The following is an 18,127-nucleotide window of genomic DNA, read 5'->3' as shown; positions in this document are numbered from 1 at the left end:
CGTCCCGTCGTGCCCCCGGGCGACGAGAAAGCGATGCCGTATGTCCATATCGGACACCACTACCACCGGCGGCCCCCTGCACCTGGCCGTCGCCCTCGACGGCGCAGGCTGGCACCCCGCCGCCTGGCGCGACCCCGCCGCACACCCCCGTGGGCTGTTCACCGCCCGCTACTGGACCGACCTGGCCCGCACCGCCGAGCGCGGGCTGCTGGACCTGCTGACGATCGAGGACGCGTTCGGACTGCAGTCCGGGGACCACCTGAGCGGCGCCGACCGGCGCACCGACCGGGTACAGGGGCGCCTCGACGCCTCGCTGGTGGCCGCCTTCCTCGCCCCGACGACGTCGCGGATCGGGCTGGTCCCGACCGTCACCACCACCCACACCGAGCCGTTCCACGTCGCGTCCGCGCTGTCGACGCTCGACCACGACAGCCACGGCCGCGCCGGGTGGCGGGTGCAGACCTCGGTCCGCGCCGACGAGGCCGCCCACTTCGGGCGCCGCAGCGTCCCCGGCCTGCGCCGTGCCGACCTCGACACCCCGGCCGCCCGCGAACTCGTCGCCGAGCTGTTCGGCGAGGCCGCCGACGCCGTCGAGGTCGTGCGCAGGCTCTGGGACTCCTGGGAGGACGACGCCGAGATCCGCGACGCCCTGACCGGGCGCTTCGTCGACCGGGACAAGCTGCACCGGGTCGACTTCGCCGGGGAGCACTTCGGCGTCGCCGGGCCGTCGATCGTGCCGCGCCCGCCGCAGGGCCAGCCGCTGGTCGTGTCGCTGGCCCACGGCTACGACCCGGCGCTGCTCGCCGCCCGGGTCGGCGACGTCGTGTTCACCACCCCGCACGACGCCGACGACGCCGTCCGCATCGTCGCCCAGGTCCGGGCCGCGGAGGCCGCCGCGGGCCGCACCGCGCCGCCGCTGCGGATCCTCGGCGACGTCGTCGTGGTGCTGGCCGACACCGAGCGCGCCGCCCGCGAGCGGCTCGCCCGCCTCGACGCGCTCGACCCGCTCTCCTCCGACGCCGCCGTGCTCGCCACCACCCCCGCCGCGCTCGCCGACACCCTGCTGTCCTGGCGGCGCGCCGGGCTCGACGGCTACCGGCTGCGCCCCGCCGTCCTGCCGACCGACCTGGACGCGATCGTCGACGGTCTGGTGCCCGAGCTGCAGGCCCGGGGCGCCTTCCGCACCGCCTACGGCGAGACGACCCTGCGCGCGCGCTTCGGGCTGCCCCGCCCGGCCAGCCGCTACGCCGCCGGGGCCGATGCCGCCGTCGTCCCGACCCCCACCGGAGCCACCGCATGAGCAGGAAGCAGATCGTGCTCGGCGCCTACTTCCCGGGCGTCAACCACGACACCGTCTGGAACGACCCCGCCTCCGGCAGCCACATCGACTGGGAGTCCTTCGAGCACTGGGCCCGCACCGCCGAGCGCGGGAGGCTCGACCTGCTGTTCCTCGTTGAGGGGCTACGGCTGCGCACCCGCGGCGGCGAGGTGTTCGACCAGGACGTCGTCGGGCGCCCGGACACCTTCACCGTGCTCGCCGCGCTGGCCGCGGTCGCCGAGCACATCGGGCTGGCCGGGACGATCAACTCCACCTTCAACGAGCCCTACGAGCTGGCGCGCAAGTTCGCCACCCTCGACCTGCTCTCCGGCGGCCGCGCCGCGTGGAACGTCGTGACCAGCTCCGACGCCCCCACCGGCGAGAACTTCCGCCGCGGGGCGTTCCTCGGGCACCACCAGCGCTATGAGCGCGCGGGCGAGACCCTCGCCGCGGTCCGCGCGCTCTGGGACTCCTGGGGTTCCGACGCCGTCGTCGCCGACCCCACGTCGGGCACGTTCCTGCGCGACGGCCACGTCGGCGACTTCGCCGTCTCCGGCAACCAGTTCGACATCGCCGGGCGCTTCACCACCCCGCGCAGCCCGCAGGGCCACCCGGTCGTCCTGCAGGCCGGGGAGTCCCCGGCCGGACGCGACTTCGCCGCCGCGTCCGCCGACGCGATCTTCTCCCGCTACCAGCGCTTCGACGAGGCCCGCGCCTTCTACGACGACGTCAAGGCGCGCGTCCGCAGGGCCGGCCGCGACCCCGACGAGGTGCGGATCCTGCCCAGCGCGGGCGTCGTGCTCGGCGACACCGCCGTCGAGGCCCGTGAACGCCACGAACACATCCACGACCAGCAGGTCGACCCCTGGACCTCGATCGTGCTCGCCGAGATGGTGTGGAACCGGGACCTGTCGGCCTACGACCCGGACGGCCCGCTGCCCGACGTCGAGCCCACCCCCGAGGCTCCGAAGTGGATCGAGGGCCGGGCGCCGCTGACCCAGGATGCGCACGCGACGGTCGCCGCCTGGCGCGAGCTCGCGCAGGCCCACGGGTACTCGCTGCGCGACACCGTCAAGCACGTCTTCGACCGCGCGGTGTTCGTCGGGACCCCGGAGCACGTGGCCGACGAGATCGACCGCTACGTGCAGAACGACGCCTCCGACGGGTTCATCCTCGGCTCCCACATCAGCCCGTCCGGCCTCGACGAGGTCGTCGACAGGGTCGTGCCGATCCTGCAGGAGCGCGGGGTGTTCCGGACCGACTACACCCCGGGCGCCACGCTGCGGGAGAACCTCGGGCTCGCGCACCCGTCGCGCTTCGGCGAGCGCCGTGCGGCGGTGGCGTCGTGACGCGCCGGTTCCGGCTGTGGCGGGACCTGCCCGCCGGCCGCTCGGCCGTGCTGCTCGCCGCCACCGCGCTCACCCTCACCGCGTGCGGCTCCGGCGCCGGTGGCGCCGCGGCCGACGCGGGCCCGCCGCAGCCGGGCGGGACGCTGGTGTTCGCGGTGTCCTCGGACCAGGGCTGCGCCGACCCGCAGCAGGTGCAGAGCAACGACTCGATCTACTCGCTGCGCCAGGTCGTCGACTCGCTCACCGACCAGGACCCGTCCACCGGCGCGATCGTGCCCTGGCTGGCGACCCGCTGGTCGTCGAACGCCGACGCCACCGCCTGGACGTTCACCCTGCGCCCCGGCGCCACCTTCTCCGACGGCGCGCCCGTCGACGCGGCCGCGGTGAAGACGAACCTCGACCGGGCGGTGCAGCTGGGCGCTCGCGGCAGCCTCCCCAAGGGCTACCTGGCCGGGTACACCGGCACCGACGTCACGAGCCCGACGGAGTTCACCGTCCGGTTCGCGAAGCCCAACGTGCAGTTCCTGCAGGGCACCTCCACCCACAGCCTCGGCCTGCTCTCCCCGGCCGGCGCCGTCCGCTCCGACGACGAGCGCTGCGCCGGTGTGGTCGGCTCCGGGCCGTTCACCCTCGAGCGCTACGCGAAGAACGACGTCACCGTGCTCGCGAAGCGAGCCGGCTACGACTGGGGCTCGCAGCTGTTCACCCACCCCGGCGAGGCCTGGCTCGACCGGGCCGAGTTCCGCGTCGTCCCGGAGTCCGGGGTGCGGGCGGGCAGCGTGCAGTCCGGCGAGGTCGACGCGATCGCCAGCGTCGGCCAGCAGGACGAGGCCCCGCTCACCGGGGCCGGGGTCCAGCTCCCGGCCCGGCCGAACCCGGGCCTGCCGTTCGGGATCACGTTCAACCAGGGCACCCCGCTCGGCGCCGACTCCGCCGTCCGCGAGGCGGTGAGCCGGGGCATCGACCGCAACGAGGTCGTGGCCGCGGTCTACCCGACCCAGACGCGGGCGGCGACGAGCCCGCTGTCGTCGACGACGCCGTCCTACGCCGACCAGTCCGCGCTCGTCGGCTACGACCCGGCCGCCGCGACCGCCGCGCTCGACCGCGCCGGGTGGGTGCCCGGCCCCGACGGCATCCGCGCCAAGGGCGGGCAGCGCCTGACCGTGCCGCTGACGTTCGCCCAGAACATCGGCACCACCAAGCCCGCGCTGGAGCTGATCCAGCAGCAGCTGCGCCGGATCGGGATCGACCTGCAGCTGCGCGAGATCCAGATCGCCGAGACCCAGGCCGTCCTCGACGGCGGGGACTTCGTCGCCGCGTGGGGCAACCTGACCCGGGCCGATCCGGACATCCTGCGGTCGACCTACGGCACCGACGGGGCCAACCGCTACCGGCTGCCCGCCGGGCCGCTGCAGGCCCCGCTGGTGGCGCAGGCAGCCACGGTCGACCCGGCGCGACGCGCGGCACTCGCCGGGCAGGCGCAGACGCTGCTCGCGCAGCGGTTCGACACCGCGCCCGTCGTGGAGCTCACCACCGTGCTCGGCGTCGGCCCGGACGCGCACGGCGTCGCGTTCGACGCGTCCTCGCGCATCCAGCTGCACGACGCCTGGAAGTCCGACGCGCGATGACCGTCCCCTACCTGCTGCGCCGCCTCGGGCTCGTCGCCGTCGTGCTGTGGGCGGCGTGGACGGTCAGCTTCGTCGTGCTCTACCTGCTGCCCGGCGACCCGGTCGCGACCATGGCGTCGGCGTCGGACGGCGAGCCGGTATCCCCGGCCGAGCTCGACGCGCTGCGCGCCCGCTACGGCCTCGACCAGCCGCTGCCGGTCCAGTACGTGACGAAGCTGTGGGCGGCGCTGCACGGCGACCTCGGCACGTCGTTCGCCAGCGGGCAGGACGTGCGGACCGCGGTCGCGCAGGCCCTCCCACCGACCCTCCAGATCGCCGCCGCCGGGCTGCTCGTCGCCGTCGTCGGCGGCACCGCGGTGGCGCTCGCCGCGACCTGGGCCCGGACGCCGTGGCTGCGGCAGGTGCTGGCGTCGCTGCCGTCGCTGGCGGTGTCGCTGCCGGTGTTCTGGGTCGGGCTGATGCTGGTGCAGCTGTTCTCGTTCTCCCTCGGCTGGCTGCCCTCGGTCGGCGACCGCGGCCCGGAGTCGCTGATCCTCCCGGCGGTCACCCTCGGCCTCCCGACCGGCGCGCTCGTCGCCCAGGTGCTCGCGAAGAGCCTCACCCAGGCACTCGACTCGCCGTACGTGACGACCGCCCGCGCCAAGGGGGTGGGCGCGGCCGCGGTGCACCTGCGCCACGCCCTGGGCAACGCCGCGATCCCCGCTCTCACCGTGCTCGGCTACGTCGTCGGGAACCTGCTCGCCGGGTCCGTCGTCGTCGAGACGGTGTTCACCCGGCCCGGCCTGGGCCGGCTCACCGTCGCCTCGGTCGGGGCGCAGGACATCCCCGTCGTGCAGGGCATCGTGCTGTTCGCGGCGCTCGCGTTCGTCGTGGTCAACCTGCTCGTCGACCTGGCCTACCCGCTGCTCGACCCGCGGGTCGCCGTCGCCCCCGGGAGCACCCGATGACCCTGCTCGACCGCGCCCCCCTCGCCGCGCCCGGCGTCCGCGACGCACCGCGCCCGGAAGGCCGTCGCCCCCGGGCCCGGCTCGGACGGTTCCTGCGGGCCCGGCCCGGACTGGTGCTCGCCGGGGCGGTCGTGCTGCTCGTGCTGACCGCGGCGTTCGTGCCGTCGCTGCTCGCGCCCGGCGACCCCGCCGTCGGTGACACCGCGCGCCGGCTCGCCCCGCCCGGGCCCGGCCACTGGTTCGGCACCGACCACCTCGGCCGCGACGTCTGGACCCGGGTCGTGCACGGCGCCTCGCTGTCGCTGCAGGCCACCGTGATCGCGGTCGCCGTCGCGCTCGTCGCGGGCGGGCTGATCGGGCTGCTCGCCGGGTTCGCCGGCGGCTGGGTCGACGAGGTCCTCATGCGCGGCGTCGACGTGCTGCTCGCGATCCCCGCGATCCTGCTGTCGCTGGCCCTGATCACCGCGCTCGGCTTCGGGACGGTGAAGGTCGCGATCGCGGTCGGTGTGGCGAGCGTTGCGAGCTTCGCCCGGGTGATGCGCGCCGAGACCCTGCGGGTGCGCCGCGCCCTCTACGTCGAGGCCGCACGCTCCGTCGGCACCCGCTGGTACGTCTCGCTGTGGCGGCACGTGCTGCCGAACGCGGCCGGGCCGGTCGTCGTGCTCGCGGTGCTGGAGTTCGGCCTGGCGATCCTCGCGGTGTCCGCGCTGAGCTTCCTCGGCTACGGCGCCCCGCCGCCCGCCTCGGAGTGGGGCTCGCTGGTCGCCGACGGCCGCAACTACCTGGCCGTCGCCTGGTGGGTGTGCGCGATGCCCGGCCTGGTCATCGCCGCGACCGTGCTGTCGGTCCACCGCATCTCCCGCGCCCTGGACGGCGAGTGGGGGCGGTCCGCATGAGCGCCCTGTTGCAGGTCGAGGGCCTGGAGGTCGCCTACGCCGGGGGCGGCGGGACGGTGCACGCCGTGCGCGGGGTCGACCTGACCGTCGCGCCCGGGGAGGTCGTCGCCGTCGTCGGGGAGTCCGGGTCGGGCAAGACCACCCTCGCCGCCGCGGTGCTCGGACTGCTGCCCGCCGCCGGCGCCGTCACCGCGGGCACCGTCTCCCTCGACGGCGCCACCCTCACCGGGCTGTCCGAGCGCGCCTACCGGTCGGTGCGCGGCGCCCGGATCGGGTTCGTCCCGCAGGACCCGGGCGTCGCGCTGAACCCGGTGCAGAAGGTCGGTGTGCAGGTCGCGGAGGTGCTGCGCACCCACGGGCTCGCCGACCGCCGCTCCGCACCGGCCCGTGCCGTCGAGCTCCTGGGGCAGGCCGGTCTCGACGATCCGGGGACCCGCGCCGGGCAGTACCCGCACCAGCTGTCCGGCGGGATGCGCCAGCGCGTGCTCATCGCGATCGCCATCGCCGCCGGGCCCGCGCTGGTCGTCGCCGACGAGCCGACCAGCGCGCTGGACGCGACCGTCGCCCGGCGGATCCTCGACCACCTCGACGCGCTGCGCCGCGACCTCGGCATCGCGCTGCTGCTGATCACCCACGACCTCGCCGTCGCCACCGACCGGGCCGACCGGATCGTCGTCATGCGGCACGGCCGGGTCGTGGAGCAGGGCACCCCGGCCGAGCTGCTCGCCGGGGCGCAGGACCCCTACACCCGGGAGCTGCTCGCCGCCGCCCCCGGTCTCGCGCTCACCGCCCCGCCGGTGCTGCCGCCCGTCGACACGGCGGGGACCCCGGTCGCCGAGGTCCGCGACCTGGTGAAGGAGTTCCCGCTGCCCCGCGCCCGCGGCTCCTGGACGCGGCGCACCCACCGCGCCGTCGACGCGGTGTCGTTCACGATCGCCCGAGGCGAGACCGTCGCGCTGGTCGGGGAGTCCGGATCGGGCAAGTCGACGACGGCGCGGCTGCTGCTGCGCCTGGAGGACCCCACCTCCGGGCAGGTGCTGCTCGGCGGCGACGACGTGACCCGCGTCCGCGGTGAGGCGTGGCGGGCGCTGCGCCGCCGCGCCCAGCTGATCTACCAGAACCCCTACGCCTCGCTGGACCCCCGGTTCGCCGTCCGCGAGCTCGTCACCGAGCCCCTGCGGGCGTTCTCCGTCGGTTCGGCCGCCGAGCAGGCCGACCGTGCCGCGGAGCTCGTCGACCGGGTCGCGCTCCCGTCCGGGATGCTCGACCGGCGGCCCGGCGAGCTGTCCGGCGGGCAGCGTCAACGCGTCGCGATCGCCCGGGCGCTGGCGCTGTCGCCGGACCTCGTCGTCGCCGACGAGCCGGTGTCGGCACTCGACGTCTCGGTGCAGGCGCAGGTGCTGGAGCTGCTCGCCGAGCTGCAGGAGCGCGACGGCCTGTCCTACCTGTTCATCTCGCACGACCTCGCCGTGGTCCGGCGGGTCGCGCACCGCACCGGCGTCCTGCGCGACGGCCGGCTCCGCGAGCTGCGGCCCACCGCGGAGCTGTTCGACGACCCGCGCGACGACTACACCCGAGAACTGCTCGCCGCGATCGCCGGTAGGAAAGCCGCGGCGCCGTGAGCCGGTACATCAACACCGTCCTGTCCCGGCGGCGTCACATCGACTACGTGCGGATCTCCTCGACGCTGTGTCGGCCGGTCGATCGACCCGACGGATCGACACCGACACCTCGTCACCAGGAGACATCCCATGAGCGTTCCGACCCTGCCCACCGCTGATCCGGGAACCCAGCTGCTCGACGGGCTCGACGCCCTCGTGCGGCGCCACCGCGCGCTGCGCGGCGGCGGCGACCCCGGCAACGACGCCCTGCACGCCGAGCTGATCACCGCCGAGGTGGCCCAGCAGCTCGCGGCGGCCCGCACCGCGTTGCGCCGCCGCCCGCGCGTCGCCTGACCCGTTCCGCCGGGACGCGGCACGCCCGTCGCGTCCCGGCGGACCCGGGACGACACCGAGATGCAGCTCAGGGGGCGCAGGGTGACCCCGGGCGCCCGCTGGGCTGCATCTCGGCGCGGCACTCAGGACGCCGCGATCCGGCCGGCCGGGATGGGGGGCGCCGCGGAGGGGGCCTGGTCCTGCTGCCGTCCTGACCCGCTGCCGCCGCACCTCTCGTGCCGCTGCCGCACCGCGACGGCGGTCGTCGCACCCGTCGCGGCGGGTGCGACGACCGCACTCGGGGTGTGACGGCCCTACTTCACCTCGTTCAGCCGCCCGGTCGCGACGTCGAACACGAAGCCGCGGACGGCATCGGTGCGCGGGACGAACGGGTTGGCCCGGATCCGGGCGACCGACTGGCGCACATCGGCGTCGAGGTCGTCGAACGCCTCGGCGGCCCACTGCGGCTTGATGCCGGTCTCGTCGCGGATGGAGGCCTTGAACCCGTCGTCGGTGAAGGTCAGCATCCCGCAGTCGGTGTGGTGGATGAGGATGATCTCCTCGGTCCCCAGCAGGCGCTGGCTGATCGCGAGCGAGCGGATCTCGTCGTCGGTGACGACACCGCCCGCGTTACGGATGACGTGGGCGTCGCCCTCGTTCAGACCGAGGATGCGGTACACATCGAGCCGGGCGTCCATGCAGGCGACGACGGCGACCTTGCGGGCAGGCGGCAGCGGGAGCGGGCCGGAGAAGCTCTCGGCGTAGCGGGCGTTGTTCTCGAGCAGTTCGTCGGTGACGGACACGGGGTCCTCCGGAGTGGGCGGTCGGTGGCGCGGGAGTCGTACCCGCGCACGGGGCACGGGGCGGCCACGCGGCGACCCCTCGGGGTCGCTACGCGGCCCACCGACAGAGCTCGTCGAACGCCACGACACGCCGGCCCGGCCAGAACGGCTCCAGCAGGGTGCGCATCACCGCATGATTCGATCGCGATACCCGGTCAGGGGCAAGGAGCCGTCCACCGGGTGGGCGGGCGGCGGGGCGTGTCCGGACACGCCCCGCACCGGCTCACTCCGGCCCGGTGAAGAACTCCAGGGCGATGTTGTCCGGGTCGCGGAAGGAGACGCCGCTGCCGTAGTGCGCCTTCTTGACGCCCTCGTGGGCGATCCCGAGCTCGGTCAGCTTCTGCGCCCACTGCTCCAGCTCGGCGTGCGAGCCGACCGCGAAGCCGACGTGGTCGAGGCCGGTGCGCTCCTCGCTGAACGGCTCGCCGGACTCGCGGCCCTGGTGGGTGTGCAGACCGAACAGCATCCCACCGTCGAGGGCGAAGACGGTGTGGTGGAAGCGGCCGCCCTCCTCGTCCTCGTCCAGGACGGGCTCGGCGCCGAACAGCGCCGCGTACCAGCGCGTGCTGCGTTCGAGATCGCTGACGGTCAGGGCGACGTGCTGCAGACCGGGGAAGGCCACGGTGTCCCTCGCTTCGTTGCGTGCGGGTGTCCGCATGTGTCTATCAGCCGGACGCGGCCGCGGGGCCCCTCCGACCGGAGGGTCGTCACGGTGCCGGAAGGGCCGGGTACCCGACCGGGGTCCGGTCGCCCTCCCAGCCCCAGCGGCGCACCGGGACCGAGGAGACGTCGTAGGCGTCCACGGCGAGGTCGGTGTCGATCCGGGTGACCGAGCCCCAGTCGGCCTGGTCCGGGTCGTCGGCGGTGTCGATCCGGGTCGCGACGACCTGCTCGGTGGTGGTGCGGCGCATCGCCGCGAAGCTGCCCCCGGCGACGTCGGCGAACGACACGTCCACGGCGAACCCCAGCGACGACGGGCCCAGCACCAGGTAGCGCGGGGTCTGCACCAGCCCGGCCCGGACGGCGGGCAGGTCACGCAGGCAGGGCGCCGACCAGAGGATCGACCAGTCGACGTAGACCGGGCCGTCGGCGTCGCGCAGCATCGGCACCACCGGCGCCGGGGTGATCATCCGCGGGGCGGCCGCGGCCACCCAGCCACCCGGCCCGACGGCGGTGTCGACGGCGTGCACCCGCACCCGGTCGACGTCCGCCGGGAACGCGGAGACGGGCACCCGCACGGTGCGCCAGCCCGGCCGGTCCAGCGGCACGGCCTCCTGCACCCGCTCGGTGGGGTAGGTGCCGCGGGCACCGGTCGCGGTGTCGTCGAGCGACACGCGCCCGTCCGGACCCGGCGACCCGGCCCGGGCGTACTCCAGCTCCAGGGTGTTGCCCTGCCCGGTCCGTCCGGCGACGTCGACCGACAGCACCCGGTCGCCCGGTCCCGGCGCGACGGCGAACCAGCGGGTGCGGAGCTCGCCGGTGGTGCCCGGACCGCCGTCGAGACTGCCCCAGGCGAGCCCGCCGCGCGGCGGGGCGTCGACCCAGCCGCGGCCCTCGGTGAACCCGGTGCGGGTGTCGGCGCCGCCCGCGGCGGGCAGCGCGCCCGCGTCGACCGGGACCGTGACGTGGTCGAGGATCCCGCAGGTGTCGCGGCCGGTCAGCTCGCTCCACATCTGTCCGCCGACGCTGTAGCCGCCGCCCTGGCGCACCGGGGCGACGACGAAGGACGCCACCACGACCGACACCCCGGTGACCAGGGCGATCACCACGATCCCGGCGGGCAGCGCCGCCGCGGCCCGGGCCGTGGAGCCCCGCCGTGTCCGGTGTCCTCGGCGTCCTGACCGGTGTACCGCGACGGCGGACACGGCCAGCACCGCCGCCGCCACCACGGCCCACACCGCGGGGGAGTTCAGCGGCGCGAACGGCCCGTCGGCGCGCGGCACACCCCAGCCCGACCACAGGAACCACTCGTTGCGTCCGGAGAAGGCCAGCGCGACCAGCACGACCGCCGCCAGGGTCCCGGCGGCGGCCGCGCCGCGCACGGTCGGGTCGGCGGGCCGCCGGGCCGCGGTCACCACCAGCACCGCCCCCGCGGCGACGGCGAGCGCCCCGGTCCCGGCGAGCGTCCCGAAGTAGTGGGTCCACTTCGACGGAGCCGGGGTGAGCAGCACGAACCCGAGTGCGAGCCCGGCCAGGGGGACCGGTGTCCACCGCAGACCGGGGCCCCACCGGTGCGCGCCGCGTGCGACCAGCGGCAGCGCCGCGACCAGCATCGCGACGGCGAGCAGCACCGGCACCCGGCGTCCGAGGCCGCCCTGCTCGGTGCCGAACCCCAGCAGGTAGCTCCAGCGGCGCAGCTCCTGGAACCACGGTGTGGCCGGGCCGTAGAACTGGTGCATCTCGGTGGCCCGCGCGACCGTGTACAGGCTCTGCCCGGTGAAGACGGGGGTGAGCCCGGCCGCGGCGATCCCGGCCGCGGCGACGGTCGCCGCGACCCCGACGGCGAGCCCCCCGCCGCCGTGGCGGGTGACCCGCCGCCACAGCGCCGGGAGCAGCAGCACCAGCGGACCGGCGACGGTCACCGCCGACGGCGTCACCGCCAGCGCCAGCCCCGATGCCAGGGCGGCGGCCGCGGTCCACGTCCCGCCGCGGCGCCCGGGCCGGGCGGCGGCGCGCAGCGCACAGCACAGCGCCGCGGTCGTCGCGAGCGCCGCGAACGGCTCCGGGCGGACCCCGAGGTTCAGCGGCAGCCACCACGCCAGCAGCGCGACGCCGAGCGTGCCCCGCACCCAGGCCCGGCGGTGGTGGCGTGCCAGCACCGCGGGCAGCGCGACCCGCGACAGCAGCAGCCACACCGCGATCCCGGCGAGCACCGAGGGCACGCGCAGCACCAGCGGCCCCACCCCGGTCTCGGCCAGCGCCCGGACCAGGCGGATCACCAGCGTGTACGGCGCCTCCGAGGCGTTGCCCCAGCGGTAGACGTTGCCGAAGTCGCCGGTCGCGGTGGCGGTCGCGTTGCGCGCGATCGCCTCGGTGAAGCCGTCGTCGGTGGACAGCGGCCCGAGCACCGTCCACACCGCGAGCGTGACGACGACGAGCACGTCCGCGGCGGCCCGCCCGATCCCGGCCGGGGTGCCCACCGCGGCCAGCCGGGCCCGCCGGAGACGGGCCGCGCCACGGCGGCGCCGGAACCGGTCACCGGCCAGGCGGGCCAGCAGCACCGCCGCGACCGCGGCGGCGAGCCACTGCAGCCCGATCAGCACGGTCTTGGCCGGTGACGACGCGGCGGCGAACCAGTCGGCGGTGCGCGCGGTGACCCGCAGGCCGTCGGCGTCGGCGGGGGAGAGCTGGGTGGTGAACGCGGCGACCGCGCGCACGACGTCGCCGGGGAACGCGCGCGGTGCGGCGTCGCCGAGGGTGACCCGGGACCCGGCCTCGTCGGTGTCGAGGACCAGCCCGCAGGCGTCGCCGGGCGGGACGGGGGCGCGCAGCAGCTCACGGCCCCCGACCAGGACCCGCAGCTCCCCGCCCGGTCCGGTCAGCACGGCGAACCCGATCCCGGTGGCACCGGGCCGCTCCGAGCCCACGACGGTCGTCGCCGTCCCGGTGTCGGCGGAGCGGGCCTGCGCGGTGCGCAGCACCCGGCAGCCGACGTCGACGCGCACCGCCTCCGGCGCGTAGGGCTGGAACGCCGCCGTCGTCGACACCGGCTGCTCGCCCGCCCGGGGCCAGGTCACGGTCGTGCTGCGGGTGTCGACGGGGGCGAACGGCACCAGCGCGGCGAGCAGGCCCGCGAGCAGGCCGGCGAGCAGGGTCGCGACCACCAGGCGGCGGGGGACGGACGGCGGGGCGGGGTGGTCTGAGGAGTGCATCGACTTCCGGATCGACTCGGCGGGGGGAGCGCTGCGGGGCCGGCCCGCCCGTCAGACCGCGGTGACCGGCACCGTGTGCCGGCCGGTCGCGCCGTCGGGGATCGAGACCTGTTCCCGTTCCGTCTGCACCGTGCCGGTCCGGTCGGTCGCGCGCACGCGCAGGGTGTGCTCGCCGGGTCCCAGTTCGATCTCGGTGCGCCACATCCGCCAGGTGTCGGCACCGAGGTCGGCGCCGAGGCGGGCCGGGACCCAGGTCCCGCCGTCGACGGCGACCTCGACCCGGGTGATGCCGACGTGCGGCGCCCACGACGTCCCGGCGACGACGACCCGCCCGGCCGGGACCGAGGCCCCGGCGACCGGGGTGTCGATGCGGGACTGGGTCTTCACCGGGCCCTCGCGGGCCCAGCCGCGCTCGGCCCAGTACGGGGTGGCCGCGTCCCAGGTGGTCACCTCGATGTCGGTGATCCACTTGCAGCCGGAGACGTAGCCGTAGAGGCCGGGGACGACCATGCGCACCGGGAAGCCGTGCTCGACCGGCAGCGCCTCGCCGTTCATGCCGAACGCGAGCAGGGCGTCGCGGCCGTCGGTGACGACGTCGACCGGGGTGCCGGTGGTGAACCCGTCGACGCTGGTGGACAGCAGCTGCTGGGCCCCGGGCCCGATCCCGGCCTCGGCGAGCAGGTCGGCCAGGCGCACCCCGGTGAACCGCGCGTTGGAGATCAGCGCGCCGCCGACCGGGTTGGACACGCACACCATCGTGATCGGCACCTCGACGACCCGGCGGGCCCGCAGCTGGTCCAGCGAGAGGGTCAGCTCGCGCTCGACCATGCCGTGCACCCGCAGGGTCCAGGAGGCGGTGTCGACCCGCGGGACCTGCAGCGCGGTGTCGATCCGGTAGAAGTCCGTGGTCGGGGTCAGCCAGGCCGGTGCGCCCGGCAGGGTCGCGTCCGGCGGGAGCGCCGGTACCGGCGGGGCGGGCGGCAGCGCGAGTGCCGCGGGCCCCGACGTCGACGGCGCGGCGGCGAGCAGCCGCCCGGCGACGGTCGCGCCCAGGGACACGACGGCGACCCCGCCTGCCAGCGAGAGAGCCCGCCGGCGCGACAGCGGCGCGGCGTCGCCCAGGCCGTCCCGGGCCGCCCGGGTGAACGCGGCGTGCACCGCGAGGAACACCGTCGGCCCGACGAGGAGCGCCACGGCGGGGGCGAGCAGGTCGACCGGCCGGAACGCGGGCGCGAGCACCGTGGTGACCAGGGCGGTCGCCCCCATCGCGACGACGACCGCCACGCCCGGGGCGGGTCGTCGCCGGGCCAGGAGCCCGGCGGCCACGGCCATCCCGGTGATCACCAGCGCCATCCCGGTCAGCAGCGCGAGCTTGTCGGCGGTGCCGAACGTGGCGATCGCGAACTGCTTCAGCCATTCCGGGGTCAGCCGGACGAACTGGTCGCCGACGGTCAGGAACGGCGACGACGCCGGCGCCACCAGCCCCGCGACGAGGTCGCCCACGGCGAGGGCCGAGCCGACGCCGAGCAGGCCGGTGGCCACCGCCCGCGGCCGGGTGAGGGACGCGGTGGGGCGGATCGGGGTCGCGGTCACACCAGGGTGTTCGTACGACGACGGGCCCGGGGTTCGCACCCCGGGCCCGTCGTGTCGTGCCGGCGGTCGTCAGCTCGTGGGCATGAGGACCTTGTCGATCACGAACACGGTGGCGTTCGCGGTCGGGATGTTGCCGCAGAGGATGTTGGCGGTGTTGCCCTGCCCGTCGGTGACGGTGGGGGCCTCGGCGGTGCCGCCGATGGTGAGGTCACCGCCCGCCAGCTGGGTCAGGGTCTTCTTCTCCACGAGGCCCGCGGCGTCCAGGCGCTCCGGGGTCACGTGGTAGGAGAGCAGGCCCTGCAGCTGGGTGGTGTCGGCGAGCAGGGCGTTGAACTTCTCCTCGCCGAGCTGCTGCTGCACCGCGGTGAAGGCGTCGTTCGCCGGGGCGAAGACGGTGATGGCCTGCTGCTGGTTCAGGGTGTCGGCCAGGCCGGGGACCTTGCCGACGGCGGTGACCAGCGTGGTCAGCAGCGGGTTGGTGCTCGCGGCGGTGGCGACCGGCTGCGGGCCCATCGAGTTCAGCGAGCCGGGCTCGTCGCCCTGCGGCAGCTGGCTGCAGGCCGGGCCGAAGACGTCGTCGTTGGTGGTGACGCCGTCGGCGGCGGCGGTGGTCGCCGGGGCCGAGGAGGAGGCCGGGGCCGCCGCGGGCGGGGCGGAGGTGTCGCTGCCGCCGCCACAGGCGGTGAGGCCCAGTGAGAGGGCGGCGAGCAGGCCGACGGTGGCGAGGGTGCGAGAGGCGCGCATGGCTGATTCCCTTTCCAGGAAATTGTCTGTCCTGTATGGATTTCACTGAATTGTTCGGGCGGTGGGTCCGGGCGGTTCGGCGGTTCCGGAAGTTTTTTCGGATATTTCTTCCGGGGGGGCGTGGAACGATTCAGACGACCGTGATGATCGTGCTGGGCCACCCCGTGGCACCGTCCGGGATCGGGTCGACCCGGACGTCGGTCTGGACGAGTCCGCGACGGTCGGTGGCCCGCGCGGTGAGGGTGTGGCTGCCGGGGGACAGGTCGAGCTCGGCCCGCCACATCCGCCAGGTGTTCGGGTTGACCTCGGTGGCCAGCTCGGCCCGCACCCACGGGCCGTCGTCGGCGCGGACCTCGACGGCGGTGATCCCGACCGGCTGCGCCCACGCGACCCCGGCGACCTGCACACGTCCGGCCGGGAGCTTCGAGAACCCGACCGGGGCGTCGATGCGGCACTGGGTCTTGATCGGGGCACGCTCGGCCCAGCCCCGGTCGCGCCAGTAGACGCTGCGCTCGGCGAAGGTCGTCAGCTCGATGTCGGCGAGCCACTTGGTGGCCGAGACGTAGCCGTAGAGACCCGGGACGACCATGCGCACCGGGAAGCCGTGCTCGACCGGCAGCGCCTCGCCGTTCATGCCGAGTGCGAGCAGCGCGCCCCGGCCGGGTTCGAGCACGGTCGCGGTCGGGGTGCCCGCGGTCCAGCCGTCGCGGCTGGTGGAGACGATCTGGTCCGCGGACGGGTCGACCCCGGCCTCCAGCAGCAGCGGGGCCAGCTCGACGCCGACGAAGTCCGCGGTCGACACCAGGTTCCCGCCGACTGTGTTGGACACGCAGGTCATCGTGATCGTGCGCTGCACCAGCGGGCGTCGCAGCAGGTCGTCGACGGTGAGGACGAGCTCGCGCCCGACGCGGCCGTGCACCCGCAGCGACCAGTCCTCGGCCCGGACGGCGGGGATCGTGAGGGCGACGTCGATCCGGTAGAAGTCGGCGTTCGGCGTCACGAACGGGACGGTGCCGAGCTGCGGGAACGCGGCCGACGCGGGCACCGGCGGGGCGGTCTCGGCGAGCGTCGCCGCGGCCAGCCTGCCGGTCAGCGCGGCCCGCGACGCCGCGATCCCGCTGCCCGAGGAGGACAGTGCCAGACCGGCCCCGCCCGCGACGAGCGTCCCGGCGGCGACGGTCGCCGAGGCCCCCGCGAGCACGGTGCGCCGGGGGACCCCGGCACCGCTCCCGTCGCTCCCGGTGCGGGTCCCACCGGGACGGCGGGCGAGGCGGTCCAGCCCCCGCTGCACCACCACGCCCACCACCAGCGCGACGACCGGGGCGGCCAGGTCGGTCGCGGTGGGCACCGGACCCGTCAGCACCGCGGCCACCGCGAGCAGCCCCAGCGCGGCGACGACCGCGGTCCCCACCGCGGGCCGTCGCCGCGCCGCGAGCCCGGCCAGTGCGCCGAGCAGCACCAGCAGCACGCCGATCCCGGCGAGCAGGACCGGCTTGTCGGCCGTCCCGAACGCGGACTTGGCGAACTCCACGACCGGCTGCGGCGAGAGCCGCACGACCGCGTCGCCGACGGCCACGAAGGGCGACGACGCCGGTGCCACGAGGGCCGACACGAGGTGTCCCGATGCCACCGCCGCGGAGATCGCCAGCAGTTCCACCAGGATCGCCACGGAACGCGACGGAAGGGCCAGGGGCCCGTTTCCCTCGGTCCGGTTCTCGGTCAGCACGACCGTTCTTCGGAACCGGCGGCGGAAACGGTTCGACCGGGTTCCGACGATTCCGCCGCGGAACGGGTCAGGCCAGGCCGAGCGAGTCCGGCTGCACCGGGATCGGGGCGTCGGCGCCGAGCCCCTTCTGCGCCGCCGCGGTCCGGACGGCCTCGATCACCAGCGGCAGCGCGGCCCGTCGTGCGGTGGTGGTGCGGTAGGCCAGTGACACCGTGCGGGTCAGGGCGTCGCCGAGTGCGACGATGTCGACCCCCGGCGGGCGCAGCGCCAGGCCCAGGTCGGTCACCAGGGTGACGCCGAGCCCGGCCGCGACCATCGCCATCGCGGTGGCCTGCTCCTCGACCTCGTGGTCGATCCGCGGCTCGAAGCCCGCGCTCTGGCAGGCCAGCCGGGCCGCCTGCCCGAAGTGCGACCGGGCGGGCGACACGATCCACGGGTGCTCGGCCAGTTCCGACAGCATCACGCTCGCGGCCGGCACGGCCCCGGCCGGCACCGCCGCGTAGACCCGCTCGACGGCGATGACCGCCCGCTCCAGGCCCTTGTCCCACGTCATCGGGTAGTTCGAGTAGTCGATGACGAAGGACAGGTCGAGCTCGCCGTCGCGCACCGCGGCCGCGGTCTCCTCCGGGGCGAGCTCGCGGGTGCGGACCTCGACACCGGGGTGGGTACGGGCCAGCGCGGTCAGTGCGTCGGGCAGCAGGCCCGAGGCGACCGAGGCCCACACCCCGGCGGTGAGCTTGGCCGCAACGGTCTCGCCCGCCCCCTCCAGGGCCTGGGTGGCGCGCTCGACCGAGGCGAGGATCTCCTCGGCGTGCTCGGCCAGCAGGACCCCGAGGTCGGTGAGCTGGACCCGGCGACCTCTCCGTTCGAACAGGCGGGTCCCGACGTCGCGCTCGAGCTGCGCGAGCTGCTGGGACACCGCCGACGCCGTGTAGTGCAGCGCGGTCGCCGCCGCCGTGATGGTTCCCCGCCGGTGCAGCTCGCGCAGCATCCGCAGCCGAGACAGGGACAGCTCCATGTGGCCGAGCCTATTGCGCTGTGCAGGAACGGTGAACAGCGCCGTGAATGATCCGTAAATGGACGCGGGGCCGGGTGCGACCCCAACCTGGGGCCATCGGTCGCCGAACGTCTGCGGCCGGGGGACGACGAGGTCCGCGATGTCGACGAGACCGGAACGGCCCCTGGCGGCGACGACCGGTGCAGCACGAGCAGGAGGTGGGTCGCCATGACGACGATGCAGAACCCGGCCGGGAGCACCCCGCAGACGGCGGCCACGGC

Annotated in this window: 14 protein-coding genes; 7 read left to right on the top strand and 7 right to left on the bottom strand. The window is 75.6% G+C overall.

What is annotated here, in order from left to right:
* The first annotated feature begins 40 nt into the window (after positions 1–40).
* The 7 genes from ATL51_RS08120 to ATL51_RS08090 all read left to right on the top strand — a co-directional run bounded on the left by ATL51_RS08120 (position 41) and on the right by ATL51_RS08090 (position 8,093).
* Entirely contained in the window at positions 41–1,300 is a 1,260-nt protein-coding gene (locus ATL51_RS08120) for an LLM class flavin-dependent oxidoreductase (protein WP_100878203.1), read from the top strand.
* Positions 1,297–2,667 carry an NtaA/DmoA family FMN-dependent monooxygenase gene (locus ATL51_RS08115; protein ID WP_100878202.1) on the top strand — a complete coding sequence of 457 codons (1,371 nt, stop codon included), beginning with the start codon at positions 1,297–1,299 and terminating at the stop codon, positions 2,665–2,667. Before ATL51_RS08120 ends, ATL51_RS08115 begins: the two co-directional genes overlap by 4 nt.
* A complete protein-coding gene (locus tag ATL51_RS08110; protein WP_301548942.1) occupies positions 2,664–4,295 on the top strand; it encodes an ABC transporter substrate-binding protein in 1,632 nt (543 codons plus the stop codon). Before ATL51_RS08115 ends, ATL51_RS08110 begins: the two co-directional genes overlap by 4 nt.
* A complete protein-coding gene (locus ATL51_RS08105) occupies positions 4,292–5,242 on the top strand; it encodes an ABC transporter permease (RefSeq protein WP_100878201.1) in 951 nt (316 codons plus the stop codon). Before ATL51_RS08110 ends, ATL51_RS08105 begins: the two co-directional genes overlap by 4 nt.
* Positions 5,239–6,138 (top strand): ABC transporter permease, encoded by a 900-nt coding sequence (locus ATL51_RS08100; protein ID WP_100878200.1) that lies wholly within the window; start codon positions 5,239–5,241, stop codon positions 6,136–6,138. The genes ATL51_RS08105 and ATL51_RS08100 overlap by 4 nt, the downstream gene beginning before the upstream one ends.
* On the top strand, positions 6,135–7,760 hold the full coding sequence (locus ATL51_RS08095; protein ID WP_100880566.1) for a dipeptide ABC transporter ATP-binding protein: 1,626 nt from the start codon (positions 6,135–6,137) through the stop codon (positions 7,758–7,760). The genes ATL51_RS08100 and ATL51_RS08095 overlap by 4 nt, the downstream gene beginning before the upstream one ends.
* Before the next feature lie 129 nt (positions 7,761–7,889).
* Positions 7,890–8,093 (top strand): hypothetical protein, encoded by a 204-nt coding sequence (locus ATL51_RS08090; protein ID WP_062396219.1) that lies wholly within the window; start codon positions 7,890–7,892, stop codon positions 8,091–8,093.
* 293 nt (positions 8,094–8,386) lie between these two features.
* Here the strand turns inward: ATL51_RS08090 and ATL51_RS08085 are convergent, their stop codons facing one another.
* From ATL51_RS08085 to ATL51_RS08055, 7 genes are all read right to left on the bottom strand, one after another.
* Positions 8,387–8,875, bottom strand: a complete 489-nt coding sequence (locus ATL51_RS08085) for a beta-class carbonic anhydrase (RefSeq protein ID WP_100878199.1) — start codon at positions 8,873–8,875, stop codon at positions 8,387–8,389.
* A 262-nt stretch (positions 8,876–9,137) separates the two neighbouring features.
* Positions 9,138–9,536, bottom strand: a complete 399-nt coding sequence (locus ATL51_RS08080) for a VOC family protein (RefSeq protein WP_208622944.1) — start codon at positions 9,534–9,536, stop codon at positions 9,138–9,140.
* A gap of 85 nt (positions 9,537–9,621) precedes the next feature.
* Positions 9,622–12,786: an arabinosyltransferase domain-containing protein gene (locus ATL51_RS08075; protein WP_100878197.1), complete on the bottom strand. Its 3,165-nt coding sequence runs from the start codon at positions 12,784–12,786 to the stop codon at positions 9,622–9,624.
* Positions 12,787–12,837: 51 nt separating this feature from the next.
* A complete protein-coding gene (locus ATL51_RS08070; protein WP_301548941.1) occupies positions 12,838–14,379 on the bottom strand; it encodes a sulfite oxidase in 1,542 nt (513 codons plus the stop codon).
* Positions 14,380–14,448: 69 nt separating this feature from the next.
* Positions 14,449–15,123: a fasciclin domain-containing protein gene (locus ATL51_RS08065; RefSeq protein ID WP_100878196.1), complete on the bottom strand. Its 675-nt coding sequence runs from the start codon at positions 15,121–15,123 to the stop codon at positions 14,449–14,451.
* A gap of 130 nt (positions 15,124–15,253) precedes the next feature.
* A complete protein-coding gene (locus ATL51_RS08060) occupies positions 15,254–16,792 on the bottom strand; it encodes a molybdopterin-dependent oxidoreductase (RefSeq protein WP_301548940.1) in 1,539 nt (512 codons plus the stop codon).
* Between the two features lie 124 nt (positions 16,793–16,916).
* The gene (locus tag ATL51_RS08055; RefSeq protein ID WP_073574337.1) at positions 16,917–17,867 is read right to left on the bottom strand and encodes a LysR family transcriptional regulator; all 951 of its coding nucleotides are present in this window, start codon (positions 17,865–17,867) and stop codon (positions 16,917–16,919) included.
* Positions 17,868–18,127: the final 260 nt, after the last annotated feature.

Origin of the sequence: Pseudonocardia alni, assembly GCF_002813375.1 — a bacterium.
GTDB lineage: Bacteria > Actinomycetota > Actinomycetes > Mycobacteriales > Pseudonocardiaceae > Pseudonocardia > Pseudonocardia alni.
Note: the sequence above shows the minus strand (reverse complement) of the source record. Positions and strands in the feature narration are given on the sequence as shown.

Bases quoted from the DNA above. Each gene is read 5' to 3' on its own strand.
- ATL51_RS08120 (WP_100878203.1), top strand. From the start codon at position 41: ATGTCCATATCGGACACCACTACCACCGGCGGCCCCCTGCACCTGGCC.
- ATL51_RS08115 (WP_100878202.1), top strand. From the start codon at position 1,297: ATGAGCAGGAAGCAGATCGTGCTCGGCGCCTACTTCCCGGGCGTCAAC.
- ATL51_RS08105 (WP_100878201.1), top strand. From the start codon at position 4,292: ATGACCGTCCCCTACCTGCTGCGCCGCCTCGGGCTCGTCGCCGTCGTG.
- ATL51_RS08100 (WP_100878200.1), top strand. From the start codon at position 5,239: ATGACCCTGCTCGACCGCGCCCCCCTCGCCGCGCCCGGCGTCCGCGAC.
- ATL51_RS08095 (WP_100880566.1), top strand. From the start codon at position 6,135: ATGAGCGCCCTGTTGCAGGTCGAGGGCCTGGAGGTCGCCTACGCCGGG.
- ATL51_RS08090 (WP_062396219.1), top strand. From the start codon at position 7,890: ATGAGCGTTCCGACCCTGCCCACCGCTGATCCGGGAACCCAGCTGCTC.
- ATL51_RS08075 (WP_100878197.1), bottom strand. From the start codon at position 12,786: ATGCACTCCTCAGACCACCCCGCCCCGCCGTCCGTCCCCCGCCGCCTG.
- ATL51_RS08065 (WP_100878196.1), bottom strand. From the start codon at position 15,123: ATGCGCGCCTCTCGCACCCTCGCCACCGTCGGCCTGCTCGCCGCCCTC.
- ATL51_RS08055 (WP_073574337.1), bottom strand. From the start codon at position 17,867: ATGGAGCTGTCCCTGTCTCGGCTGCGGATGCTGCGCGAGCTGCACCGG.